General features: G+C 56.1%; 20 protein-coding genes and 1 pseudogene. 13 read left to right on the top strand and 8 right to left on the bottom strand.

The window, feature by feature from the left end; all coding sequences use genetic code 11:
* Positions 1–66: 66 nt before the first annotated feature.
* A pseudogene (locus AOY23_RS18345) lies at positions 67–1,734 on the top strand (potassium/proton antiporter); the annotation flags it as partial.
* A gap of 111 nt (positions 1,735–1,845) precedes the next feature.
* Here AOY23_RS18345 and dadX read toward each other — a convergent pair.
* Positions 1,846–2,916, bottom strand: a complete 1,071-nt coding sequence (gene dadX, locus AOY23_RS18340) for a catabolic alanine racemase DadX (protein ID WP_054180588.1) — start codon at positions 2,914–2,916, stop codon at positions 1,846–1,848.
* Positions 2,917–2,925: 9 nt separating this feature from the next.
* Positions 2,926–4,224 carry a D-amino acid dehydrogenase gene (locus AOY23_RS18335; protein ID WP_054180589.1) on the bottom strand — a complete coding sequence of 433 codons (1,299 nt, stop codon included), beginning with the start codon at positions 4,222–4,224 and terminating at the stop codon, positions 2,926–2,928.
* A 320-nt stretch (positions 4,225–4,544) separates the two neighbouring features.
* On the opposite strand from AOY23_RS18335, the gene AOY23_RS18330 reads away from it, so the two are divergent.
* Positions 4,545–6,077 carry a SpoVR family protein gene (locus tag AOY23_RS18330; RefSeq protein WP_054180590.1) on the top strand — a complete coding sequence of 511 codons (1,533 nt, stop codon included), beginning with the start codon at positions 4,545–4,547 and terminating at the stop codon, positions 6,075–6,077.
* A 47-nt stretch (positions 6,078–6,124) separates the two neighbouring features.
* Here the strand turns inward: AOY23_RS18330 and fadR are convergent, their stop codons facing one another.
* Positions 6,125–6,844 carry a fatty acid metabolism transcriptional regulator FadR gene (gene fadR, locus AOY23_RS18325; RefSeq protein ID WP_054180591.1) on the bottom strand — a complete coding sequence of 240 codons (720 nt, stop codon included), beginning with the start codon at positions 6,842–6,844 and terminating at the stop codon, positions 6,125–6,127.
* 217 nt (positions 6,845–7,061) lie between these two features.
* Between fadR and nhaB the strand changes: the two genes are divergently transcribed.
* Positions 7,062–8,615 (top strand): sodium/proton antiporter NhaB, encoded by a 1,554-nt coding sequence (gene nhaB / locus AOY23_RS18320; protein ID WP_054180741.1) that lies wholly within the window; start codon positions 7,062–7,064, stop codon positions 8,613–8,615.
* 136 nt (positions 8,616–8,751) lie between these two features.
* On the top strand, positions 8,752–9,285 hold the full coding sequence (gene dsbB, locus AOY23_RS18315) for a disulfide bond formation protein DsbB (RefSeq protein ID WP_038153726.1): 534 nt from the start codon (positions 8,752–8,754) through the stop codon (positions 9,283–9,285).
* A gap of 27 nt (positions 9,286–9,312) precedes the next feature.
* On the opposite strand, the gene AOY23_RS18310 is transcribed toward dsbB, so the two are convergent.
* A complete protein-coding gene (locus tag AOY23_RS18310; protein ID WP_054180592.1) occupies positions 9,313–10,509 on the bottom strand; it encodes an MFS transporter in 1,197 nt (398 codons plus the stop codon).
* Positions 10,510–10,647: 138 nt separating this feature from the next.
* Between AOY23_RS18310 and AOY23_RS18305 the strand changes: the two genes are divergently transcribed.
* From AOY23_RS18305 to AOY23_RS18280, 6 genes are all read left to right on the top strand, one after another.
* Positions 10,648–12,390, top strand: a complete 1,743-nt coding sequence (locus AOY23_RS18305; protein WP_054180593.1) for an IucA/IucC family protein — start codon at positions 10,648–10,650, stop codon at positions 12,388–12,390.
* Entirely contained in the window at positions 12,390–13,337 is a 948-nt protein-coding gene (locus tag AOY23_RS18300) for a GNAT family N-acetyltransferase (RefSeq protein ID WP_054180594.1), read from the top strand. Before AOY23_RS18305 ends, AOY23_RS18300 begins: the two co-directional genes overlap by 1 nt.
* Complete coding sequence (gene iucC, locus AOY23_RS18295) at positions 13,334–15,076, top strand: IucA/IucC family protein (RefSeq protein WP_054180595.1); 1,743 nt, start codon at positions 13,334–13,336, stop codon at positions 15,074–15,076. Before AOY23_RS18300 ends, iucC begins: the two co-directional genes overlap by 4 nt.
* Positions 15,073–16,395: a lysine N(6)-hydroxylase/L-ornithine N(5)-oxygenase family protein gene (locus AOY23_RS18290; protein WP_054180596.1), complete on the top strand. Its 1,323-nt coding sequence runs from the start codon at positions 15,073–15,075 to the stop codon at positions 16,393–16,395. Before iucC ends, AOY23_RS18290 begins: the two co-directional genes overlap by 4 nt.
* 16 nt (positions 16,396–16,411) lie before the next feature.
* Positions 16,412–18,601: a TonB-dependent siderophore receptor gene (locus AOY23_RS18285; protein WP_054180597.1), complete on the top strand. Its 2,190-nt coding sequence runs from the start codon at positions 16,412–16,414 to the stop codon at positions 18,599–18,601.
* Positions 18,602–18,875: 274 nt separating this feature from the next.
* Positions 18,876–19,958: a glycosyltransferase family 9 protein gene (locus AOY23_RS18280; RefSeq protein ID WP_054180598.1), complete on the top strand. Its 1,083-nt coding sequence runs from the start codon at positions 18,876–18,878 to the stop codon at positions 19,956–19,958.
* A gap of 169 nt (positions 19,959–20,127) precedes the next feature.
* Here the strand turns inward: AOY23_RS18280 and AOY23_RS18275 are convergent, their stop codons facing one another.
* The 3 genes from AOY23_RS18275 to AOY23_RS18265 all read right to left on the bottom strand — a co-directional run bounded on the left by AOY23_RS18275 (position 20,128) and on the right by AOY23_RS18265 (position 21,616).
* The gene (locus AOY23_RS18275) at positions 20,128–20,574 is read right to left on the bottom strand and encodes a YcgN family cysteine cluster protein (protein WP_054180742.1); all 447 of its coding nucleotides are present in this window, start codon (positions 20,572–20,574) and stop codon (positions 20,128–20,130) included.
* 93 nt (positions 20,575–20,667) lie between these two features.
* On the bottom strand, positions 20,668–21,327 hold the full coding sequence (locus AOY23_RS18270) for a fumarylacetoacetate hydrolase family protein (protein ID WP_054180599.1): 660 nt from the start codon (positions 21,325–21,327) through the stop codon (positions 20,668–20,670).
* Positions 21,328–21,340: 13 nt separating this feature from the next.
* Positions 21,341–21,616, bottom strand: coding sequence for a YcgL domain-containing protein (locus AOY23_RS18265; RefSeq protein WP_054180600.1), 276 nt, complete (start codon positions 21,614–21,616; stop codon positions 21,341–21,343).
* Between the two features lie 126 nt (positions 21,617–21,742).
* Here AOY23_RS18265 and minC point away from each other — a divergent pair, with 126 nt between their 5' ends.
* From minC to minE, 3 genes are read left to right on the top strand one after another with little or no spacing between them, the layout of a single operon-like run.
* Positions 21,743–22,444 (top strand): septum site-determining protein MinC, encoded by a 702-nt coding sequence (minC, locus tag AOY23_RS18260; RefSeq protein ID WP_054180601.1) that lies wholly within the window; start codon positions 21,743–21,745, stop codon positions 22,442–22,444.
* A gap of 23 nt (positions 22,445–22,467) precedes the next feature.
* Positions 22,468–23,280 carry a septum site-determining protein MinD gene (minD, locus tag AOY23_RS18255; protein ID WP_054180602.1) on the top strand — a complete coding sequence of 271 codons (813 nt, stop codon included), beginning with the start codon at positions 22,468–22,470 and terminating at the stop codon, positions 23,278–23,280.
* 3 nt (positions 23,281–23,283) lie between these two features.
* On the top strand, positions 23,284–23,553 hold the full coding sequence (gene minE / locus AOY23_RS18250) for a cell division topological specificity factor MinE (RefSeq protein ID WP_038153586.1): 270 nt from the start codon (positions 23,284–23,286) through the stop codon (positions 23,551–23,553).
* Positions 23,554–23,623: 70 nt separating this feature from the next.
* On the opposite strand, the gene rnd is transcribed toward minE, so the two are convergent.
* On the bottom strand, positions 23,624–24,739 hold the full coding sequence (gene rnd, locus AOY23_RS18245; RefSeq protein WP_161804032.1) for a ribonuclease D: 1,116 nt from the start codon (positions 24,737–24,739) through the stop codon (positions 23,624–23,626).
* Positions 24,740–24,757 lie beyond the last annotated feature (18 nt).

The raw sequence follows: 24,757 nt of genomic DNA, 5'->3' as shown, positions 1-24,757 counted from the left end.
TTGTTCACGTACTAAATATGATAACGTTTTGTAACGTACATCATGCGGTAGAGGAGATCGTGAACATTGGACGCCGGGGCGGTTATTAGTCTGTTTATTCTGGGTTCTGTTTTAGTAACCTGCAGTATTTTATTAAGTTCATTTTCTTCACGTCTTGGTATCCCGATTCTGGTTATCTTCCTTGCGATTGGCATGCTGGCGGGTGTCGATGGCATCGGCGGCATCCCTTTCGACAACTACCCCTTCTCCTACATGATCAGTAACCTCGCGCTGGCGGTGATCCTGCTTGACGGCGGGATGCGCACTCAGGCCAGCTCGTTTCGCGTCGCCCTTGGCCCGGCGTTGTCGCTGGCGACAGTAGGCGTGCTGATCACCTCCGGGCTGACCGGCATGATGGCGGCCTGGCTGTTTCACCTTAATCTGATTGAAGGGTTGCTGATTGGCGCGATAGTCGGCTCCACCGATGCCGCCGCGGTATTTTCCCTGCTCGGCGGCAAGGGGCTTAACGAACGTGTCGGCTCGACGCTGGAAATTGAATCCGGCAGCAACGACCCGATGGCGGTGTTTCTGACCATCACGCTGATTGAGATGATCCAGCAGCATGAAGCCGGGCTGAGCTGGCTGTTTGTCGCGCATCTGTTACAGCAGTTCGGGCTGGGTATTCTGATTGGTCTGGCAGGCGGGTATCTGTTATTGCAGATGATTAACCGCATCGCCCTGCCCGCCGGGCTTTACCCGCTGCTGGCGCTGAGCGGCGGGATCATGATTTTCGCCATTACCACCTCGATTAACGGCAGTGGCATCCTGGCGATTTACCTGTGCGGTTTCCTGCTGGGCAACCGGCCCATTCGTAACCGCCACGCTATCCTGCAAAACTTCGACGGCCTGGCCTGGCTGGCGCAAATCGGCATGTTCCTGGTACTGGGTCTGCTGGTGAACCCGTCTGATCTGCTGCCGATTGCCGTTCCGGCGCTGCTCCTGTCCGCATGGATGATTTTCTTCGCCCGTCCGCTGTCCGTGTTTGCCGGGCTGCTGCCGTTCCGTGGTTTTAACCTGCGCGAGCGGATCTTCATCAGTTGGGTCGGCCTGCGTGGCGCGGTGCCGATCATCCTGGCAGTGTTCCCGATGATGGCAGGGCTGGATAACGCCCGTCTGTTCTTCAACGTGGCATTCTTCGTGGTGCTGGTATCGCTGCTGCTCCAGGGCACATCGCTCTCCTGGGCGGCGAAAAAAGCCAAAGTGGTGGTGCCGCCGGTGGGCTGGCCTATCTCCCGCGTCGGGCTGGATATTCACCCGAACAATCCGTGGGAGCAGTTTGTTTACCAGCTCAGCGCAGACAAATGGTGTGTCGGCGCGGCGCTTCGCGATTTGCATATGCCACCGGAAACCCGCATTGCGGCGCTGTTTCGCGACAATGTTCTGCTGCACCCGACCGGCAGTACGCGGCTGCGGGAAAACGATATTCTCTGCGTGATTGGCCGGGAGCATGATTTACCGGCGCTCGGCAAACTGTTCAGCCAGGCGCCGCCGGTTGCGCTGGATCAGCGTTTCTTCGGTGATTTCATCCTCGAAGCCACGGCGAAGTTTGCTGACGTGGCACTGATTTACGGTCTGGATGGCGGTGAAGAGTTTCGCGATAACCAGCAGTCGCTGGGCGATCTGATCCAGCATTTGCTCGGCGCGGCACCGGTTGTCGGTGACCAGGTGGAGTTCGCCGGGATGATCTGGACGGTGGCGGAGAAAGAAGATAACGAGGTGCGGAAAGTCGGTGTTCGTGTCGCGAATGAAGAAACCGAGTAAAACTAAAAGCCCGGCACGCTTGCGCCACCGGGCTTTCAGTGAAAGTTACACCGTCACAACTGGCACTCTCGGTGCCAGTGCACACATCAGTTCATAGCCGACCGTACCGCAGGCCGCAGCCACATCATCAATCTTAATCTCTTTGCCCCACAGCTCAACCGACGTGCCGATCCCCGCCTGCGGGCATGGCGTTAAATCGACCGCCAGCATATCCATCGAAACGGTGCCAACGATACCGGTGCGCACGCCATCCACCAGCACCGGCGTGCCGTCCGGCGCATGACGCGGATAACCGTCAGCGTAGCCGCAGGCAACGATACCAATGCGCTGCTCTTGTGTCGCAAGGTAGCGCTGGCCGTAGCCCACGCCCTCGCCTGGTTTCAGGTTCTGCACGGCGATAATTTCGCTGCTGAGCGTCATCACCGGTTTCAGGCCGCTGTTGGCGATGTCCTGCCACTGGCCTGACGGTGACGCGCCGTACAACACAATACCCGGGCGAACCCAGTCATAATGCGCTTCCGGGTGCCACATCGTGGCGGCGGAATTTGACAACGAGCGGGGGCATTCCAGCCCTTCCGCCGCCTGCTCGACGCGCGCCATCGCCTCATCAATGCCATCAGGACGTTCAGCGACCGCAAAGTGCGACATCAGCGTCATCTCGCCAACACCCGGTAGCGCGCGCAGTTGCTGCCAGACGGTATGAATACGATCCGGCGCAAAGCCGAGCCGGTTCATGCCGCTGTTCACTTTGACGTAAACATCCAGCGGCGCATTGAGGCGGGCATGCTGAATAGCTTTGATTTGCCAGTTACTGTGAATACTGGTGGTCAGCCGGTATTTGTCGAACAGTTCCAGTTCATCGGCATGGAAAAACCCTTCCAGCAGCAGAATCGGCCCTTTCCAGCCGCGCTCACGCAGCATGATCGCCTCTTCGAGATTCAGTAAGGCAAAACCGTCTGTGCTGTTTAATGCGCTCCAGATACGTTCCAGACCGTGACCATAGGCATTGGCTTTCACCACCGACCACACCCGCGACCGGGGTGCGGCACGGCGGATAATGTTCAGGTTCTGACGCAGCGCCTGCAAATCAATGCTGGCCTGTACAGGACGTGACATGACGGCTCCTTATTGATGTGCACCATGCAGATGTTGCGCGCGGGACGGCGTGAAGCCTGCCTGATAACGGGCCACGCTCAGATCATCAAACGGGATCGCCGGTGTGCGCCCGGAGATCAAATCACTGATGAGCTGACCTGAGCCGCAGGCCATCGTCCAGCCCAGCGTGCCGTGTCCGGTGTTCAGCCACAGATTTTTGTATGGCGTACGACCCACCACCGGCGTACCGTCCGGGGTCATCGGGCGTAAGCCGGTCCAGAAGGTCGCCTCTTCCACTACGCCGCCGCGCGGGAACAGATCACGGACCACCATCTCCAGCGTTTCACGGCGCTGTTGCAGCAGATCAGTATTAAAGCCGACAATCTCCGCCATCCCGCCGACGCGAATGCGCTGGTCAAAACGGGTGATGGCGATTTTGTAGGTTTCATCAAGGATAGTCGAGACTGGCGCGCCGTCGTCATCTTTGACCGGGATGGTCAGCGAATAGCCCTTCAGCGGATAAACCGGAATATCCACCACGCCTTTCAGCATGGACGTCGAGTAAGAGCCCAGCGCCAGCACGAACGCGTCTGCTTTGAACAGTTCGTCGCCGCACTGCACGCCGTGGATCTGGTCGCCGTCGAACAGCAGGCGGTCGATCGGTGTATTAAAGCGGAATTTCACCCCCGCCTGCTCTGCCATTTTCGCCAGCCGTTGCGTGAAGAGCTGGCAATCGCCGGTTTCGTCGTTCGGCAGACGCAAACCGCCGGTCAGCTTATGTGCCACTTCCGCCAGCGCAGGCTCCACATCCGCCAGACGGTTCGCCTCCAGCAGTTGATACGGCACACCGGCATCTTCCAGCACCGCGATATCGCGGGTGGCGTTTTCAAACTGTTGTTCGGTACGGAAGAGTTGTAACGTGCCACCCTGGCGGCCTTCGTACTCGATACCGGTGGATTCACGCAGCGCCTTCAGGCAGTCGCGGCTGTATTCGGCCAGCCGTACCATCCGGCCTTTGTTTTCCATGTAGTGGCGCGTGTCGCAGTTGCGCAGCATCTGCCACATCCACTTGAGCTGGAACTGGGTCCCGTCGAGGCTTATCGCCAGCGGCGCATGGCGCTGGAACATCCATTTGATCGCCTTCAGCGGCACGCCCGGCGCCGCCCAGGGCGCGGCATAGCCCGGGGAAATTTGCCCGGCGTTTGCGGCGCTGGTTTCCAGCGCAGGCCCGGCCTCACGGTCGATAACCGTCACATCATGTCCTGCCTGACTCAAATACCAGGCGCTGGTCACGCCGACAACGCCACTTCCCAGTATGACAACACGCATAGCCACTCCATCTGTGCAAAAGAACAATCATCTAATTACAAATTGATAACGCAGATGAAAATATTATTCAACATATGCTTTTTTTATGGTGACTTGTCTCACACTGCGCCCCGCCAGCCGGGTGATGTGAGATTTAGGATCTCCTGCTGCGCGTCAAATTTAGCCAGCGTAAAATTCTGTGTAACCGATTTTTTCTCGCCATTGTCATGGAAAAATCGCAAAGAAAAAATTTCCCTTGCCCTGTGGTTTATGGCGCGGTGTTCTATGCTTGAAAAGAGGCTCTCCACACAGAGAGGGCCGCCAACAACGAGGGCGCGCTAATGGCTACGATTGACTCCATAAATAAGGACAGCACACGTCTGAGCGATGGACCCGACTGGACCTTCGAACTGCTGGATGTTTATCTGGCAGAGATCGACCGGGTGGCGAAACTCTACCGACTGGAAACCTATCCGCATCAAATCGAAGTCATTACCTCTGAGCAGATGATGGACGCCTATTCGAGCGTCGGGATGCCGATCAACTATCCACACTGGTCGTTTGGCAAGAAATTCATCGAAACGGAGCGAGCCTACAAGCACGGTCAGCAGGGGCTGGCTTATGAGATTGTGATCAACTCCAATCCCTGTATCGCCTATCTGATGGAAGAGAATACCATTACCATGCAGGCGCTGGTGATGGCGCACGCCTGTTACGGGCACAATTCGTTCTTTAAAAACAACTACCTGTTCCGCAGCTGGACGGATGCCAGCTCCATCGTCGACTACCTGATTTTCGCCCGCAAATACATCACCGAATGCGAAGAGCGCTACGGGGTTGATGAGGTCGAAAAACTGCTCGACTCCTGCCACGCGCTGATGAACTACGGCGTGGACCGCTACAAACGTCCGCAAAAAATCTCTCTGCAGGAGGAGAAAGCGCGGCAGAAAAGCCGGGAAGAGTATCTGCAAAGCCAGGTAAATATGTTGTGGCGCACCCTGCCGAAGAAAGAGGAAGAGAAGACGGTGGAATCTGCGCGTCGCTACCCCTCTGAGCCACAGGAAAACCTGCTCTATTTTATGGAGAAAAACGCGCCGTTGCTGGAGTCATGGCAGCGTGAAATCCTGCGCATCGTGCGCAAAGTGAGTCAGTATTTTTATCCGCAGAAACAGACGCAGGTGATGAACGAAGGCTGGGCGACCTTCTGGCACTACACCATCCTCAACCATTTGTATGATGAGGGTAAAGTGACCGAGCGCTTTATGCTGGAATTTCTGCACAGCCACACCAACGTGGTGTTCCAGCCGCCCTACAACAGCCCGTGGTACAGCGGCATTAACCCGTATGCGCTGGGCTTCGCCATGTTCCAGGATATCAAGCGCATCTGCCAGTCGCCGACCGACGAGGACAAATACTGGTTCCCGGATATCGCGGGTTCCGACTGGCTGGAAACGGTGCATTTCGCGATGCGTGACTTTAAAGACGAGAGCTTTATCAGTCAGTTCCTGTCGCCGAAAGTGATGCGTGATTTCCGCCTGTTCACCGTGCTGGATGACGATCGCAATAACTATCTGGAAATTGCCGCCATTCATAACGAGGAAGGCTACCGGGAGATCCGCAACAAGCTGTCTGCCCAGTACAACCTCAGTAATCTTGAGCCGAACATTCAGGTGTGGAACGTGGATCTGCGCGGCGACCGTTCGCTGACGCTGCGCTATGTGCCACACAACCGCGCGCCGCTTGATTTAGGGCGCCGGGAAGTGCTCAAGCACGTGCACCGGTTGTGGGGGTTTGATGTGTTGCTGGAACAGCAGAACGCAGACGGCAGCATCGAACTGCTCGACCGCTGCCCGCCACGGCAGAATCTGGTATAAACAAAAAACCCGGCCTTCTGCGCCGGGTTTCTTTTTTTCGGGACGGGTTAGCGACTGTGGATCGCGAGGTCGCCGGGCAGCGTTTTCTGCATCCGGTGCCAGATCTCACCGCTGTCATGACCGTAGCGGCGCACCACCTCGTACACCTGCTCGTATAATCCCTCTTCGCACACTTTCACCAGCCGGTGATAGAACCCCATCGCCAGATTGCGCGCTTCCGGGTTGGCAAAGTAGTGACGGCCGATGCGGGTATACAACCCTTTCATGCCGTTAATGATAAGCCCGTAGATCGGGTTGCCGGAGGCGAACGCCAGGCCGCGGAAAATGTTGTAATCCAGCTCGGCGAAGGCGTCGGCGTGATCTTCAATTTCACGCGCACTGGCCAGCACTTCCAGGGCTTTTTCCGGGTGCTGACGAAACGCGGTGCGGATGAAGATTGTCGAAATGTTGGTACGCACGGACAACAGATTGTCGATCAGCTGCGGCACGCTTTCGTGATCGAGACGCGCCAGCGTTTCCAGAATATTGAGGCCGGATGTTTCCCAGAAGTTATTCACTTTTGTGGGTTTACCGTGCTGAATGGTTAACCAGCCGTCACGGGCTAAACGCTGCAACACTTCGCGTAAGGTGGTACGCGTAACGCCGATTAATTCAGAGAGTTCACGTTCAGCAGGGAGAATAGAGCCCGGTGGAAAACGGTTATTCCAGATGCTTTCAATGATGTACTCTTCCGCGAAACCCGCCGGGCTCTGCGCCTTAATGACCATAGAGAGATTTCCGTTACACAGTGTTGCAAAAAATTGGACTCATCATACCAGAGCAATACAGGGGCAGATAGCACGCACGGTGAATTAATAAGGGATCCTGGATCGATTTTTTGTATTCCTTCAACAATACCGAAACAGGACTTCGCACTTTTCAGACGATCACCGCAGTTTCGTTTACACTATACTTTTGTTTTTTTTGACGGGATGGATGTTCGTCGTGGAAATCTCTTACAGTCGCGCTCTGTGGCGCAACTTTCTTGGTCAGTCTCCGGACTGGTACAAACTTACCCTGGTACTTTGCTTAATCATCAACCCGATTGTCTTTTACCTCAGTCCCTTTGTCGCGGGCTGGATGCTGGTGATTGAGTTCATTTTTACACTCGCGATGGCGCTGAAGTGTTACCCGCTGCTGCCCGGCGGTCTGCTGGCTATCGAAGCGGTCGCCATCGGCATGACCAGCGCGGAACATGTGCGCGAAGAGATCAGTAATAACCTTGAAGTATTGCTGCTGTTGATCTTCATGGTAGCGGGCATCTACTTTATGAAGCAGTTGCTGCTCTCCATCTTCACGCGCCTGCTGCTGAGTATTCGCAGCAAAACGGTGCTCTCCCTCGCCTTCTGCCTGGCGGCGGCGTTTCTCTCCGCCTTCCTTGACGCGCTGACCGTGGTCGCGGTGATCATCAGCGTTGCCGTCGGTTTTTATGGCATTTACCATCGCGCCGCCTCCAGTCGTACGGAAGACAACGACGTGCGCGACGATCGCGACATCGACAAAAACGACCGTCAGGTGCTGGAGCAGTTCCGTAGCTTCCTGCGCAGCCTGATGATGCATGCGGGGGTCGGCACCGCCCTCGGCGGCGTGATGACCATGGTTGGCGAGCCACAAAACCTGATCATCGCCAAAGCGGCGGGCTGGGATTTTGGCGCGTTTGTCATTCGCATGTCGCCGGTAACGCTGCCGGTGCTGGCGTGCGGGCTGCTCACCTGCGCCCTGCTGGAGAAATTCCGCTGGTTTGGTTATGGCGAAACGCTGCCGGAATCCGTGCGCAAGGTGCTGTACAACTATGACGAGCGCAGCCGTCAGCAACGCAGCCGTCAGGAGACGATGCGTCTTGTTGTGCAGGGTATTATCGGTATCTGGCTGGTGGTCGCGCTGGCGCTGCATCTGGCCGAAGTCGGGCTGATTGGCCTGACGGTGATTATTCTCGCCTCGTCACTCTCCGGCGTGACGGATGAACACGCCATCGGCAAGGCGTTTACCGAAGCACTGCCGTTCGCCGCGCTGCTGACTGTCTTTTTCGCGGTGGTTGCCGTGATTATCGAGCAGCATCTGTTTGCGCCGATCATTGCTTTTGTGCTCAAAGCCTCGCCCCACGCGCAGTTGTCGCTCTTTTATCTCTTCAATGGCTTGCTGTCGTCCATTTCCGATAACGTGTTCGTCGGAACGGTTTATATCAACGAAGCGAAAGCCGCTTTTGAACAGGGGATTATCAGCCTCAAGCAGTTTGAACTGCTGGCAGTGGCGATCAACACCGGCACCAACCTGCCCTCGGTGGCGACACCCAACGGTCAGGCGGCGTTTCTGTTCCTGCTGACTTCGGCGCTGGCGCCGTTGATTCGTCTCTCTTATGGGCGGATGGTGTGGATGGCGCTGCCCTACACGGTGGTGCTGACGCTGGTCGGGTTGTTGTGCATCGAATTTACGCTGATGCCGGTCACTGAATGGTTATCCACTCAGGGGCTCATAACCATGCCGAATGTATCCCCGTAACATCAACATTTTATAAGCCCGAAAGGCGATTTTGGGCTTTTAAGATTCATTTACGCAATAATGTGTTCCATGGTAGTGGCTAAGCGTTTAAATTCGTTTACACTGCGGTGTCTTTGCTCGTTCCAGGGAAATAATTATGTTGCGATATTTAAACCAGTGCTCGCGAGGTCGTGGTGCATGGTTATTGCTGGCGTTGACTGCATTTGCGCTTGAATTGGTTGCGCTCTGGTTCCAGCATGTCATGCTGCTGAAACCCTGCGTACTGTGTATTTATGAACGTTGCGCTTTGTTCGGCGTAATGGGTGCGGGGATCGTGGGAGCCATCGCACCGAAGTCGCCGCTGCGTTACGTGGCGTTAATTATCTGGATTTACAGTGCTTTCAGAGGATTGCAGCTTGCCTGGGAACACACCATGATCCAGTTGCATCCTTCTCCGTTTCTGACCTGTGACTTTGCTGCTCGTTTCCCGGGCTGGTTGCCGCTCGATAAATGGCTGCCGCAGGTGTTTGTGGCGTCTGGCGACTGTGCTGAACGTCAGTGGCAATTCCTGTCACTGGAAATGCCGCAATGGCTGCTGATTATTTTTGCTGCCTACCTGCTGGTGGCATTGCTGGTGTTGATTGGTCAGCCGTTCAAACCGAAAAGACGTGATCTTTTTGGTCGTCTGTAAGAAAAGCGCTCCTTCGGGAGCGTTTTTTTATGGCGCTTTTCGCCAGCACACTCCACCGCTCAGCGCCAGAAAACCTACCGCGAGTACCAGCGCCACGCTGATTAACGCCTGCTCGCTATACCATCCCGACACCAGCGGCACCAGCAGCGCGCTCAGACCGTAACCGAGCGTATGGCTGGTGGCGATCACCCCGGCGCCTTTGCCCGTCGATAAGCGATCATTTAACAGTAACTGATAACCCGGCGTCGCCATCGCCGACCCCAACGAAGCGATGACGATCCCGACGTAAAACGTGACAAGCCCCGGCAGGCTCATCAGCGCCAGCCCACACACCAGCAATACCGCCGCCACGGTCAGTAATCTCCCCGCGCTGAGACGTTGTGGGCGCACCACCAGAAACTGTGCCAGCAGGGTGCTGATCGCCGCGAGGCTCAGCAGCCAGGCGACATGATGGCTGACTTGTGTTGCGTCTTGCGGGAACAGCGGTTTCAGGTGCGGCGACAATCCCAGTTGCATCAGGCTGATACTGGCGGCCAGCAACAGCGCCAGCAGCAGATAAGGCAACATGCTGAGCTGCAACCGCGTGGACTGGTGCGCCACCGGCGGTAATGGTGGATCGTTTGGCTGGCGGACGACAGTCATCAGCGCCAGCAATGGCGCGATCGCCATCAGCCACAGCGGCGCCTGCGGATGCAGGCTCAACGCGGCCGCCGCCAGCGGTGGCCCGAGCAGCCGACCGCAGCTTAAGCCAGAACTGATTGACGCCAGCGCCGCCATGCGGTTTTCCGTTCCGGCGCGTTGCATGGCCCAGGTTTGCGCGGCAGGCACCATACCGGAGACCGTCAGGCCGTACAACGCACGAGACACGATCAGCCCCGCCATCCCGCCGACCACGCCCAGAGAACCGTCCGCCATACTCCACACCACCAGCGCCAGCACGGCAAAACTGGCGAGATAGCCCAGCAATGCCGCCAGCACTACATGCTTACAGCCACGGATCTCCGCCTGACTCCCCCACCATGGCGACGCGGGCAAAAATAACATCGAGCCAAACATCAGCAACCCCGCCCAGACCGACAGCGACAGCCCCGTCATTGATACCAGTTGCGGTAATACCACCAGCAATCCGTTCTGACCGATACCCAGTAAACCGGCGCACAGCGCCAGTGGCCACGTTGATTTGACAGGGGTTTGTTGTGCTATTGCGTCAGGGATTGTGCTCATAGGATTGTGAAAATACTGTCAATAAATGTGAGGAAATTATGGAGTTAATGCAAATAAATATTACAAAAATGGTTGTCAGTGTAAATAGAATGAATATCATAACGAGAATTATTATCAATTCATGGAGTGAGTTTTGTTATGCGTTCCCTGACCCGCCATGCCGGTACAGACGTTGCGGCCCAGTGTTTCCTCAATGCGCTACTGCGCGAGACCGATGACTGGCACTATTCCCCGGCCTCCGCGCCGGGCGAAACTGGCTTCATTCATCTGCCGCTGAACGACCACGAGGCGATTCGCCTGCCACTGCGCTACTTCTCACCCACCCAACATCATCAGTATCTGTTCCCTGCCAGCATTGTCCGTAGCGACTGCGACCAGGGTGATGCCATCGATTTCAACCAACTGGTGGATCGGGTACTGGCAAAACCCACCGTACGCCGCGATCTCAGTGCTGAAACGCTTGCGCGCTTTGCCGGGCGTGTGCGTGAAAGTCATGTCCACACCTGGCAGGCTATCGACCTGCGGCACAACTGGGGCGATCTGCGGGCGAAACCGCTCAATTTTGCCGAAGCGGAACAGGCGCTGCTGGTCGGTCACGCGTTCCACCCGGCACCGAAATCGCACGAGCCGTTTAATGAGCAGGAAGCCCGCCGCTATCTGCCAGATTTCGCCTCCCGGTTTCCGCTGCGCTGGTTCGCGGTTGACCGCACTTTTGTGGCGGGCGACAGCCCCAGCCATACGCTGCGCGACCGCCTGCTACGTTTTGCCGCAGAAAGCGTGCCTGAACTGCTGCACCATTTCACCGACGACAGCTGGCTGGTGCCGATGCACCCGTGGCAGGCAGAGCATTTGCTCCGTCAGCTCTGGTGCCAGCAGCTGGTCACGCAAGGCGCATTGCGGGATCTGGGCGAAGCCGGTGCCCGCTGGCTGCCAACCAGCTCTTCCCGCTCGCTGTACAGCGAAAGCAATCACGACATGATTAAGTTTTCGCTGAGCGTGCGCCTCACCAACTCGGTGCGGACGCTCTCAGTGAAAGAAGTGAAGCGCGGTATGCGGCTCGCACGGCTGGCGCAAACCCCACGCTGGCAGGCGTTGCAGGCGCGTTATCCGACCATGCGCGTGATGCAGGAAGACGGCTGGGTCGGCCTGCGTGACAGCGACGGCACCATTCAGGAAGAGAGCCTGATGGCGCTGCGCGTCAACCTGTTGTTCGGCACCCCGCAGACGCAAACCAACGTGCTGGTGAGCCTCACCCAGGCCGCGCCGGACGGTGGTGACAGCCTGCTGGCCGCTGCGGTGCGCCGTCTGAGTCAGCGCCTCAACCTGCCACTGGACACCGCGGCCCGCTGCTGGGTTCAGGCCTATTGCGACCGCGTACTGTTGCCGCTGTTCAGCGCCGAGGCCGATTACGGTCTGGTGCTGCTCGCCCATCAGCAAAACATTCTGGTGGAGATGCAGGACGATCTGCCTGTCGGGCTGCTGTACCGCGACTGTCAGGGCAGCGCCTTTACCGCAGGCGCCACCGACTGGCTGGCGGAAGAGAACGAGCTGGAGGCGGAAAACCGCTTCAGCGAGGCGCAACTGCTGCGCTACTTCCCGTATTACCTGCTGGTGAATTCGACGCTTGCGGTCACGGCGGCGCTGGGTGCCGCCGGGTTTGCCCGCGAAGAGAGCCTGATGGTGCTGGTACGCGAGGCGCTGGCGCAACTGCGGGCGACGGCGAAAAACACCCGCTGCCTCGATTACGTCCTCGACAGCGCGCACTGGAACTGCAAAGGCAATTTCTTCTGCTATCTCCACGATCACAACGAAAACACCATCGTCGATCCGGCGGTGATCTACTTCGATTTCAGTAATCCGTTCTGTAAGGAGCCTGCCTGATGCCGCTCGCAAATATTATCCATGACGGCTACGGATTCCGCTGTGCCGAATGCGATATGGCACTGCCCCTGACGCTCGGTCTGGACGGTAGCGCCATTCTCCACCCGCTGGATAACCTGCCGGACGGCTGGCTGGTTGCGGCGCTGGATCAGCTGTTCGTCGCCGCGCCGCAACTCACCGGCATTACGCTGCCGTGGGCGCAATGGCATCAACACGGCGAGGCGCAACGTCTGTTCGCCCAGGTGCAAAGTGATTACCTGGCGCGGGAAACTTTCTGGCAACTGCCGCTGTGGCTGCGCGGCGAGCGCCCGCAACCGCGCACAGAGTTGCAGTTTGATGAGTCGCGCCAGCTCTGCTTCCCGGTGCGCCCGCCGCGCCCGTCCGGCGAGGTGTATCGCCGCTATGATGCGCAGATCAAACGCACGTTAAGTTTCCGTGTGGCCGATGTCGAACGTGACGCCGACAGCTTTACCCGTTGGATGAACACGCCACGCGTAAACGCCTTCTGGGAAATGGCTGGTCCGCAGGCCGAGCAGGAAAACTACCTGCGTAAACAGCTCGACTCGTCATACTGCTATCCGCTGATCGGCTGCTTTGACGACCAGCCGTTTGGCTATTTTGAAGTCTACTGGGCCGCCGAAGATCGCATTGGTCGCCACTATCGCTGGCAGTCGTTTGACCGCGGTCTCCATATGCTGGTTGGCGAAGAACAGTGGCGCGGCGCGCACTACATCCGCAGCTGGTTGCGCGGCCTGAGCCACTATCTGTGGCTCGACGAACCGCGCACCACCCGCATCGTTGCTGAACCGCGTTTTGATAATCAGCGTCTGTTCCGCCATTTGCCGGTCGCCGGATTCAGCACGGTCAAGGAATTCGATTTCCCGCATAAACGTTCCCGGCTGGTGATGAGCCAGCGCGACCACTTCTTCCGTGAGGTGGGGCTATGATGGCGGCGTGGGAACAGGTCAACCGCGAGATGGTGGCGAAGATCCTCGCGGAACTGGAATATGAACGCACGCTGACCGCCGAAGAGATAGCCCCGCAGCGCTGGACGATCACCCTCGGTGATGAGCGCTGGCAGTTTACCGCCACGCGTGGCATCTGGGGCTGGCTGCATATCGACACCGCGACGCTCAGCAACCGCAGTGGCAAACCGATTGAAGCCGAAAGCACGCTGCGGCAACTGGCGAACGTGCTGGCGATGAGCGACGCGCAGACTGCCGAACACCTGGAAGATCTTTACGCCACTCTGCGCGGCGATCTCCAGTTGCTCAGTGCCCGGGCGCATCTCGATGCCGACGCGCTTATCGATCTCAGTCCGGACGAGTTGCAGTGTCTGCTCTCCGGCCACCCGAAGTTCATCTTTAACAAAGGCCGCCGTGGCTGGGGTCTGGACGCCCTTCATCAGTATGCGCCGGAATATCGCGGACGTTTTCGTCTGCACTGGATTGCCGTACGCCGCGACTGTCTGGTGTGGAGCAGCGACGCCGACTGCGATATTCGCACGCTGCTGGCAAGCGCCATGGATGACAGCGAGCGTCAGCGTTTTGACGCCTGCTGGCAGGCACAGGGGCTGGATGATACCTGGTTGCCGGTGCCGCTGCATCCGTGGCAATGGCAGCAGAAAATTGCCCTGCACTTTTTACCGCAACTGGCACGCGGTGAGATCACCGAACTGGGTGAGTTTGGCGATGAATACCTGGCGCAGCAGTCCCTGCGTACGCTGACCAACGCCAGCCGCCGTGCGCCGTTTGATATCAAACTGCCGCTGACCATTTACAACACCTCCTGCTATCGCGGTATTCCGGGCAAGTATATTGCTGCAGGGCCACTGGCCTCGCGCTGGCTACAACAGCAGTTTTCACAGGACGCGACGCTGACCGCGCTGGGCGCTCAGGCGCTGGGTGAGCCAGCGGCGGGGTATCTCTCGCACACAGGCTATGCCGCGTTGCCAAAAGCGCCCTACCGTTTCCAGGAAATGCTCGGCGTGATCTGGCGCGAAAATCCGTCCTGCTATTTGCAGGATGGCGAACAGGCCGTACTGATGGCGGCACTGATGGAAACCGACAACGCCGGTCGTCCACTGATTGACGCGTGGATCGCCCGTTCCGGTCTTTCCGCCGACGCGTGGCTGGAAAAGATGTTCACCGCCGTGGTGCTGCCGTTCTATCACCTGCTGTGCCGCTACGGCGTGGCGCTGATTGCTCACGGTCAGAACGTGACGCTGGTGATGAAAGACCACATGCCGCAGCGCATTTTGCTGAAAGATTTTCAGGGCGACATGCGACTGGTGGATCTTGATTTCCCCGAAGCCGCCACACTGCCGGAGGCGGTAAAGGCCGTCACCGCCCGCCTCAGCGCGGATTACATCATTCATGATCTGCAGACCGGCCATTTTGTCACCGTGCTGCGCTTTATTTCCCGTCTGACGCTCCGGTGTGGTGTCAGCGAAACGCGCTTTTATCAGATTCTGGCGGGCGTCCTTGAGCGTTATATGGCGCAACACCCGCAGATGGCCGACCGTTTCACACTGTTCGACCTGTTCAAACCGCAAATCATTCGCGTGGTGCTGAACCCCGTGAAACTCACTTTCTCCGAACACGATGGCGGCAGTCGCATGCTGCCGACGTATTTAACCGATCTCAACAACCCACTTTATCTGGTCACCAGGGAGTCCGCAGAATGAAAACGTATGATTTCATTGGCATAGGTATTGGCCCGTTCAATTTAAGCATCGCCGCACTGGCTGAAGGTCTCGATGGTTTCAGTACGCTGTTTCTGGAGAGCAAGCCGCAGTTTTCGTGGCATCCGGGGATGATGGTGCCGGATTGCTATATGCAGACCAGCTTCCTGAAAGATCTGGTGAGCGCTGTCGAGCCGACCAATCGCCACAGCTTCCTCAATTATCTGGTGCAGCGTAAAAAGTTCTACCGCTTTCTGACCACCGAACAGCGCACGGTGTCCCGCGAAGAATTTGCCGATTACCTGTGCTGGGCGGCGGCGAACCTCAATAACCTCGCCTTCAGCCAGCAGGTGCAGGAAGTGCGCTACGACGAGCAGGCCGGGCTTTTCGACGTCGTGACCCAGCGCGACCATTTCCGCGCGCGCCACGTCTGCCTCGGCATCGGGAAGGCTATCAACCTGCCCGCCTGCGTGAACGAGCAGAGCGATCGCTGCTTCCATGCCAGCGAAATGATGATGCGCACCCCGTCACTGGCCGGTAAGCGCGTGACGGTGGTCGGCGGTGGTCAGAGCGGCGCGGATCTGTTCCTCAACATTTTCCGCGGCGAATGGGGCCAGCCGTCGGCCCTGAACTGGGTTTCGCGTCGCAATAACTACAACGCCCTCGATGAAGCGGCGTTCGCCAACGAATATTTCACGCCGGAGTATCTCGACAGTTTTGCCACGCTGAAGGAAGACGTGCGCGAGAAGATGCTCGCCGAGCAGAAGATGACGTCCGATGGCATCACGACCGAATCGCTGCTGGCAATTTACCGCGCGATGTATCACCGCTTCGAAGTATTGCGCGAACAACCGTGGGCGCACCTGCTCCCTTCCCGTTCCGTCACCCGCGTGGCGGCCCAGGACAATGGCCAGCGCCTGACGCTGCGTCATCACCTGGATGACGGTGAAGAGACGCTCGATACCGACATTGTGATTTTTGCCACCGGTTATCGCCCGGCGCAACCGACGTTCCTCGCTCCGCTGGCGCACCGCCTGCGCCTGACCCGCGATGAAGAATTTCAGGTCAATACCGATTTCTCTGTGCAATGGGATGGCCCACAGAGCAATCAGCTTTTTGCCGTCAATGCCGGAATGCACAGTCTTGGCATTGCCGAACCGCAGCTCAGCCTGATGGCCTGGCGTGCGGCGCGAATTATTAATCGCGCTCACCCGAAGGCACCGTTTGAGCTGTCCACCACCCCTGGCGTGATCCACTGGCGCAGCGAGCCCAGCCGCGATCTTCACCGGGTTTTTCAACCGCTAAAAACTACTGAGTTCTGACAGGAACACAATAACAATGAAACGTTCTTATCTTTGGGTTTTGAATCCTTGCCTGTTGGCTATGCTTTCCGCGTCTGCATGGGCGGAAGATCAAAAGGAAGAATCTCTGGTCGTCACGGCCAGCCGCGCGAATCACAGTGTGGCGGATATGGCGCAAACCACCTGGGTCATTGAACAAGCTGAAATCGAGCAGCAGGTTCAGGGTGGCAAAGAACTGAAAGAGGTGCTGGCGCAGCTGATCCCTGGCATGGATGTCAGCAGCCAGGGCCGCACCAACTACGGCATGAACATGCGCGGACGTTCGATGATGGTGATGGTTGACGGCGTGCGCCTCAACTCTTCGCGCAGCGACAGCCGCCAGCTGGATTCTATTGATCCGTTCAATATTGAGCGCATCGAGGTTATCTCCGGCGCGACGTCACTGTACGGCGGCGGGAGTACCGGCGGCCTGATCAACGTGGTGACCAAAAAAGGCCAGCCGGAAACCCAGGTCGAGTTCCAGACCGGCGCGAAAAGCGGTTTTAACAGTCATAACGATCATGATGAAAACGTGGCGGCGGCGGTCAGCGGCGGCAACGATAACGCCTCCGGGCGTCTCTCTGTGGCGTATCAGCGTTACGGCGGCTGGTATGATGGTAACGGCGACGAAGTGATCATCGATAACACCCAGACCGGTCTGCAGTATTCTGACCGTCTGGACGTCATGGGTACCGGCACCCTGAACATTGACGATCACCAGCAGTTACAGCTCACCACGCAGTACTATAAAAGCCAGTCTGACGGCAAGCACGGACTGTTCCTCGGCGATAACTTCTCGGCGGTGACCGGTGATGCGAAAGCCTACAACAAAGGCAATCTCGATTCCGACCGCCTGCCGGGTACCGAGCGTCATCTGATCAACCTGCAATACTCCAATACCGATTTCTGGGGCCAGGATCTGGCGGCACAGATTTACTATCGCGATGAAAGCCTGACCTTCTATCCGTTCCCGACGCTCTCCAAAGGCGCGGTCACCAGCATTGGCGCATCGCAGCAGAAAACGGACTTCTACGGCGGCAAACTGACGCTCAACAGCAAGCCTGTCGATGATCTGTCGCTGACCTGGGGTATCGATGCTGATCATGAGACTTTCGACGCCAACCAGCAGTTCTTTGATCTGAACAAAGCGGCGGCGAGCGGCGGCATGACGCTGGATAACGCCTATAACGTCGGGCGTTATCCGGGTTACAGCATCACCAACCTCGCGCCGTTCCTGCAGGCCAGCTATGACATCGACGCCATCACCCTGAGCGGCGGCGTGCGTTATCAGTACACCGAAAACAAGGTGGATGATTTTGTTGGTTATGCGCAGCAACAGGCGATCGCCACTGGCAAAGCCACCTCAGCCGACGCGGTACCGGGCGGGAAAACGGACTACAACAACTTCCTGTTCAACGCCGGGATCCTCGGTCACGTCACCGACCGTCAGCAGGTGTGGTTCAACTTCTCGCAGGGCTTTGAAATTCCGGATCTGGCGAAATACTATGGCTCCGGTAACTACACGCTGGTCAACGGCCACTACCGCCTGAACAACAGCGTCAACGTCAACGATTCGAAGCTCGACGGCATTAAAGTCAACGCTTACGAGCTGGGCTGGCGCCTCACCGGCGATAACCTGCGCACGCAAGTGGCGGCGTACTACTCGCTGTCGGACAAAACCATCAACATCAACAAGACCGACATGACCATCACCATGGACGACGACAAACGTCGCATCTACGGGGTGGAAGGTCAGGTGGATTACTTCTTCACCGCCAGCGACTGGAGTCTCGGTTCGAACTTCAACGCCATCAAATCCGAAACCCGCGAAAACGGGAAGTGGGAGAAGCTGACCGTCGACAGCGCCAGCCCGTCAAAAGTCAGCGCCTGGGTCAACTGGGCGCCGGGCGACTGGGCACTGCGCGTACAGAGCACCCAGACGTTTGATCTTTCCGATGCGGACGGCAATAAAATTGACGGCTACAACACCGTTGATTTCCTCGGCAGCTACACCCTGCCGGTGGGCAAAGTCAGCTTCAGCATTGAAAACCTGCTCGACGAAGACTACACCACCGTCTGGGGTCAGCGCGCACCGGGTCTCTACAGCCCGACTTATGGCGCACCTGGCCTGTACACCTATAAAGGCCGTGGTCGCACCTTTGGCCTGAACTATTCAGTGTTGTTCTGATAAAAAAAACGCCACCGGCACTAGCGGGTGGCGTTTTTTTATTTCTTCTGAAATGGGTTGTTTTTTAGCCTATTTCTGTCAAAACGAACATCTCTCCACAAAAATAATGCTTAACCCAAATTGCGGGTATACAATAGGAAAACATCTGAAAAGGATCTTTTAATGTTTCTCTACATTGTATTATTTCTGTGCGCCTGGTATGTCGTCGGGAAGATCGTGCTGACTTTTTTTATCAAGGACAAAGACTCTGATGATGTTGATGAAGAGTGTCCGTATGAATAGCTTCATTGGAAAAGTAAAGTATCTCAACCGAAAAAGAAATCTGGCAACAACCCGCTTAAAAATAAGGCTGCGAATGATTTCTCATGATAATTACATGAGAAAGAAAACGTTGTTACGCCCTTCTGAAATTAAAACGATTATCATTATGATGATAGGCAAAGGCATCGGCGACGCCATCGTAATGACTGGATTAATCAAGGTGTTACATGATTATGGCTATAGAGTTTCAGTCATCGCTGAAGCGCGTAACAGCGTCATTCTGCAACACTTACCGTTTGTAGAACATTTTTACTTATTCAAAAATAACCATGAAGATCAGCTTATGCTTTCCGCTATCAAACAAGAAGAATACGATTTGCTGATCGACATTGAAAATATTGACCATCATAGCCTGACGCGTTTAAATATCATCAAATATTGTTCGCCTGAACACACATTAGGCATTAACCAATTTGCACGAATATATGATACATCACTGAATCATCCAAAATCCCGCCAACATGTATCTGCGCGGCATATTGCTGTCGCTCACGCGTTACAGCTTCCTGTTAATACAATCGATTATTTTGTAGATGTTAATGAGCAGTCGATGCATGACGCGCAAGCGTTTGCAAAACAGCATGGTAACCAAAAAATCATTGTTATTAATCCATACGGCACGGAAGAAACCCGGAACATGAGTTTTGCGCAGATTAATACCTTATGCGCACTCTGTAACGACACGTTTAATGCAAAACCTTTCATCATCGGTTTACAGAGCCAGATCGCACAGATCCCGGATGACGGGAGGCATATCCGATTTAGCCTCCCCGACTTTGAGCAGGCAGCAGCAATAGTCAAACTCGCCGATGTAGTTATCTCGACAGACACATCGATTGTTCATCTCTGCCGGGCTTTCAATAAAAAACTGGTATGTATCTATAACAACAAAATCAGTCTCAATGGCGAGGACAACAACACGTTGTGGGGACCGGACTATGACAATGCAGTTCAGCTACTGTCTCCAGGCAAGCGGGTAGATGAGACTTCCGCAGTGGAGATCTTCAACGCAGCCAGTCACCTGCTGATTTCATAAATTCAGATCCTGTACTGCGAAGAAACAGATAGTGGCGCTGGTAGCTGCACTGCGGCTAAAAAAGCGGCTACCTGCTCAGCTCATTTTGATTTAGCCAACTTCTTTCAGTTGGGCGTATCAGTCAGACAGCACGAGAGGTGCTGAAAGACGTGGCGTGGCGGGTTAGCCGTTAGTCAGCCCATTCGGGCTTATTCAAAATATGATCCTGCCAGTCTCTTACCTCGGATTCTCTCACCGCGATATGGCGGACGGAAATTCGCTCACCGTGCATGGCGGCTTTTGAGCCGGTAAGCAGCGGGTGCCACTTCGGCAGCGGTTTGCCTTCGGCCAGCAGGCGATAAGCGCAGGTGTGCGGCAGCCATTCGAACGTCGGCAGGTTTTCGCGGGTGAGTTTGATGCAGTCCGGCTCATAGTCGAAACGCTTCTCGTAGTTCCGGCACTGGCAGGTTTTGATGTTGAGCTGTTTGCAGGCGACGTTGGTGAAGTAAATTTCATCGGTATCTTCATCCATCAGTTTGTGCAGGCAGCACTGCCCGCAGCCATCGCACAGCGACTCCCACTCGGCGTCTGTCATGTCGTCGAGAGTTTTACGTTGCCAGAAGGGTGTTTCGCTCATCAGGATGTCCGCCATTGAAAACCAGGGTGCACCTTATAACCAGTCTGGCACGTCGATGCAAGTTTTGCCGCCCGAAAGGGCGGCACAGAAAGGTTACAGCACGCGTGTGGTGAGAGACACGCCGTTCAGACTGACTTCCAGTTCATCGCCGCTGGCGAGCGGGCCGACGCCTTCCGGGGTACCGGTCAGAATGACGTCGCCGGGCTTGAGAGTGAAGTAACGGCTCATGTAGGCAATCAGCGGTACGATTTTGTGGATCATATCCGCCGTACTGCCCTGCTGGCGCACCGTGCCATTCACTTTCAGACCGAGCGTGGTATTTTGCGCATCGCCGTTAAATTCTCCCGCCGGAATAAACCCGGAGATCGGGCAGGAATTATCAAAACCTTTGGCTTTTTCCCACGGCTGACCGGCTTTTTTCATTTTGCCCTGCACATCGCGCAGGGTCAGATCCAGCGCCACACCATATCCGGCAATCGCTTTCTGGACGTGCTCTTCCGTGGCCTGACGCAGCGTCGCGCCAATCAGCACCGCCAGCTCCACTTCGTGATGCACTGAACCCAGTCCTTGCGGGATCACCAGCGGCTGGTGAATATCACACAGCGCCGTTTCCGGTTTAATAAACAGCACCGGCTCATCCGGCGTTTCGCTGCCCATTTCTTTAATATGCTTAGCGTAATTACTGCCAACGCAGACAACTTTACTGACCGGGTAATCCAGCAGTGCGCCCTGCCAGTTATGATGTTGATACATTATATTCCCCTGATTATTTTTTCGCGGCCGCGCTCAGGTGTTGCTTGAGGAGATTTTCTGGCGGCGGCGGGAGTTGTAAATAATAGCCTTGATCGACCAGCGCCTGTTTTACTTTATCGAGATCAGCATTGACCAGTTTCTTACGGCCGTCCAGTGGCAGGACCATCGCCAGCTGTGGCTGACCGAACCCGCGCAGCAGTTCTTCCGGTACACGCGAGAAATCGTCCTTTTTTTCGACATATAAATAGGTCTGGTCACGTTTTGAACTTCGGTAGATCACACAAAACATACTTTTACTCTGAATTAATCTGGTGGTTACTTGCCTCAATATATGACTGACTATAACATGCCAGATAGTCTTCGGAATATCACCGCACTTCGGCGGTTGATAATGTGAAAATTGAGTAAGGCCAGGATGTCACAGACGCCACTAGAATTGAAAGGCAGTAGCTTCACCTTATCAGTCCTCCATTTGCATGAAGCAAAACCCGAGGTTATTCGTCAGGCGTTAGAAGACAAAATCGCCCAGGCTCCGGCTTTTCTTCGCCATGCACCGGTGGTCGTTAATATCAGCAACCTCGACGACGCGGTTTCCTGGCAACCGCTTCAACAGGTCATTAGCGAAACTGGCCTGCGCATTATGGGCGTCAGCGGCTGCAAAAACGGCAAGCTGAAAGCGGAAATCGACAGTGCAGGAATTCCCTTACTGACTGAAGGGAAAGAGAAAGTTTCTCGCGCTGCCGCGGCAAAAACACCCCCTGCTCCACCGCCAGATGTTACTCCCGTCACAAAAACACGATTGATTGACGCTCCGGTTCGTTCCGGTCAGCGGATTTATGCACCACAATGTGATCTGATTGTGACGAGCCACGTGAGCGCAGGCGCGGAACTTATTGCCGATGGCAACATCCATGTTTATGGCATGATGCGTGGACGCGCGCTGGCAGGCGCTGGCGGTGACAGAGAAGCACAAATATTCTGTACTCACCTTGCCGCGGAACTGGTTTCCATCGCAGGGCAATACTGGCTGAGCGATAACATCCCGGCCGAATTTTATGGCAAAGCGGCGCGACTGCAACTGGCAGACGACGCTTTGACTGTTCAACCGTTGAATTGATCCCTTTTTAACAAGGAATTTCTATGGCACGCATTATTGTTGTGACTTCGGGTAAAGGAGGCGTTGGCAAGACCACCTCCAGCGCGGCCATCGCTACTGGTTTGGCCCAGAAGGGAAAGAAAACTGTCGTTATCGATTTTGATATCGGGCTGCGTAACCTCGACCTGATCATGGGTTGTGAACGTCGCGTGGTCTATGACTTCGTTAACGTCATTCAGGGCGATGCAACGCTGAACCAGGCGCTGATTAAAGACAAGCGCACTGAGAACCTCTTTATTTTGCCCGCCTCTCAGACGCGTGACAAAGACGCCCTCACCCGCGAAGGGGTGGCGAAAGTGCTGGACGACCTGAAAACGATGGAATTCGATTTCATCGTCTGTGACTCCCCGGCCGGTATCGAAACTGGCGCGCTGATGGCGCTCTACTTCGCCGATGAAGCGATTATCACCACCAACCCGGAAGTCTCTTCCGTGCGTGACTCAGACCGTATTCTTGGCATTCTGGCGTCAAAATCCCGTCGCGCCGAGAACGGCGAAGATCCTATCAAAGAGCACCTGTTGTTGACCCGTTACAATCCGGGTCGCGTTAACCGTGGCGACATGCTGAGCATGGAAGATGTGCTGGAAATTCTGCGCATTAAACTCGTTGGCGTCATCCCGGAAGACCAGTCCGTACTGCGGGCGTCCAACCAGGGTGAGCCGGTTATTCTGGATGATACGTCGGATGCAGGGAAAGCCTATGCCGACGCAGTGGAACGTCTTCTGGGAGAAGAACGTCCTTTCCGCTTCGTAGAAGAAGAGAAGAAAGGTTTCCTCAAACGCCTGTTCGGAGGATAAATTATGGCATTACTCGACTTTTTTCTCTCACGAAAAAAGAACACCGCTAACATCGCGAAAGAGCGGTTACAGATTATCGTGGCGGAACGCCGTCGCAGCGACGCAGAACCGCATTACCTGCCACAGCTGAGAAAAGACATTCTGGAAGTGATTTGCAAGTATGTGCAGATTGATCCGGAAATGGTCACCGTTCAGCTTGAGCAGAAAGATGGGGATATTTCGATTCTGGAGCTCAACGTCACGTTGCCAGAAACGGAAGAGTCAAAATCCTGAGCACGTAGCCCCGGCAAGCGTAGCGCCGCCGGGGGATTCGCCGGGCGGCACCTTGTTTGCCCGGCATATATTAGCGCGGATACGCGTCCAGCAGCGTTTTCAGACGATCGGCCATCAATTCTCCCCGCCAGCCAGACACCATCTCAGGTAACCCGTTTTGCGGTCTCAGCGCCCAGTGCCAGTTCAGCAACTGGTTGATCTGCCGACGCGACGCCAGCATCTCTGCACTGACGCCCTTCTCACTACTGACTACCTGCACCAGCGCTTTGATCTCTTTAAACACTTTGCGGTAACCCGGCATATCGACCAGATTCTGTAACGCCTCCGGCAGTTGATCATCCGGCAGCGCGGCGGCTTTCGCCACCAGGCTCAGCAGCGTCTTGCCGTGGAAACGGATTTCGCTGCCGGAAAGGCCCAGGCTGTCGAGCTCGCCCATGGACGACGGCATATAGCGCGCCACGGCCCACAGGTGCTCTTCGCGCACGACAAAATTGACCGCCAGATTGCGCTCACGCGCTTTACGCAGACGCCAGTCTGCCAGCAGTTGCAGACAGGCGAGCTGACGCGTACGTAATTGCCAGGCGTTGCCAATGTCGCGCCAGGCATCAGCCGGGTCGAGCACCTCCTGACGGCGCTGCATCATCAGCTGGCATTCATCAAGGGCGGCAGGCAACCAGCCGGCGCTGTCGGTTTCCGCCATCAGCTTTTTCGCAATAGGCAGTAAATACCAGACGTCAGCCGCGGCATAATCGCACTGACGTTCCGTCAACGGGCGTGCCAGCCAGTCGGTGCGCGACTCGCTCTTGTCGAGCGTTAAACCGGTGTACTCCTCCACCATCGCCGCAAAACCCCACGACATCGGACGACCACAAAACGCTGCCAGGATCTGCGTGTCGATCAGTGGTTGCGGCAGCAGACCAAACGCATTGAGGAATACTTCCAGGTCTTCGCTACCGGCATGGAGAAATTTGGTGACGTTTTTATCTAACAGCAGCTTGCGCATCGGTGCCCATTCGGTGATGCTCAGGGGATCGATGAGCGCCAGTTGTTCACCGTCGAACAGCTGGATCAGACCCAGTTGCGGGTAATAGGTGCGGGTGCGTACGAATTCGGTATCGAGGGCGACGGACGAGGCGTGGCGCGCTGTTTCACACAGCCGCTGGAGCGCATCGTTGGTGGTGATCATCTGATAGTTCAAATCATT

It is taken from the genome of Trabulsiella odontotermitis, assembly GCF_001297775.1.
In the GTDB taxonomy this organism is placed as follows: Bacteria; Pseudomonadota; Gammaproteobacteria; order Enterobacterales; family Enterobacteriaceae; genus Trabulsiella; species Trabulsiella odontotermitis.
The sequence above is the reverse complement of the archived record's forward strand: the minus strand, read 5'-3'. Positions and strand labels throughout refer to the sequence as shown.

What these genes read in the sequence shown, in the direction of transcription:
- minE (WP_038153586.1), top strand. Translation starts at nt 23,284, where the DNA reads ATGGCATTACTCGACTTTTTTCTCTCACGAAAAAAGAACACCGCTAAC.
- AOY23_RS18310 (WP_054180592.1), bottom strand. Translation starts at nt 10,509, where the DNA reads ATGAGCACAATCCCTGACGCAATAGCACAACAAACCCCTGTCAAATCA.
- minD (WP_054180602.1), top strand. Translation starts at nt 22,468, where the DNA reads ATGGCACGCATTATTGTTGTGACTTCGGGTAAAGGAGGCGTTGGCAAG.
- dsbB (WP_038153726.1), top strand. Translation starts at nt 8,752, where the DNA reads ATGTTGCGATATTTAAACCAGTGCTCGCGAGGTCGTGGTGCATGGTTA.
- AOY23_RS18330 (WP_054180590.1), top strand. Translation starts at nt 4,545, where the DNA reads ATGGCTACGATTGACTCCATAAATAAGGACAGCACACGTCTGAGCGAT.
- AOY23_RS18280 (WP_054180598.1), top strand. Translation starts at nt 18,876, where the DNA reads ATGAATAGCTTCATTGGAAAAGTAAAGTATCTCAACCGAAAAAGAAAT.
- fadR (WP_054180591.1), bottom strand. Translation starts at nt 6,844, where the DNA reads ATGGTCATTAAGGCGCAGAGCCCGGCGGGTTTCGCGGAAGAGTACATC.
- AOY23_RS18335 (WP_054180589.1), bottom strand. Translation starts at nt 4,224, where the DNA reads ATGCGTGTTGTCATACTGGGAAGTGGCGTTGTCGGCGTGACCAGCGCC.
- AOY23_RS18305 (WP_054180593.1), top strand. Translation starts at nt 10,648, where the DNA reads ATGCGTTCCCTGACCCGCCATGCCGGTACAGACGTTGCGGCCCAGTGT.
- AOY23_RS18290 (WP_054180596.1), top strand. Translation starts at nt 15,073, where the DNA reads ATGAAAACGTATGATTTCATTGGCATAGGTATTGGCCCGTTCAATTTA.
- minC (WP_054180601.1), top strand. Translation starts at nt 21,743, where the DNA reads ATGTCACAGACGCCACTAGAATTGAAAGGCAGTAGCTTCACCTTATCA.
- AOY23_RS18285 (WP_054180597.1), top strand. Translation starts at nt 16,412, where the DNA reads ATGAAACGTTCTTATCTTTGGGTTTTGAATCCTTGCCTGTTGGCTATG.
- iucC (WP_054180595.1), top strand. Translation starts at nt 13,334, where the DNA reads ATGATGGCGGCGTGGGAACAGGTCAACCGCGAGATGGTGGCGAAGATC.
- AOY23_RS18265 (WP_054180600.1), bottom strand. Translation starts at nt 21,616, where the DNA reads ATGTTTTGTGTGATCTACCGAAGTTCAAAACGTGACCAGACCTATTTA.
- AOY23_RS18270 (WP_054180599.1), bottom strand. Translation starts at nt 21,327, where the DNA reads ATGTATCAACATCATAACTGGCAGGGCGCACTGCTGGATTACCCGGTC.
- AOY23_RS18300 (WP_054180594.1), top strand. Translation starts at nt 12,390, where the DNA reads ATGCCGCTCGCAAATATTATCCATGACGGCTACGGATTCCGCTGTGCC.
- AOY23_RS18275 (WP_054180742.1), bottom strand. Translation starts at nt 20,574, where the DNA reads ATGAGCGAAACACCCTTCTGGCAACGTAAAACTCTCGACGACATGACA.
- rnd (WP_161804032.1), bottom strand. Translation starts at nt 24,739, where the DNA reads ATGATCACCACCAACGATGCGCTCCAGCGGCTGTGTGAAACAGCGCGC.
- dadX (WP_054180588.1), bottom strand. Translation starts at nt 2,916, where the DNA reads ATGTCACGTCCTGTACAGGCCAGCATTGATTTGCAGGCGCTGCGTCAG.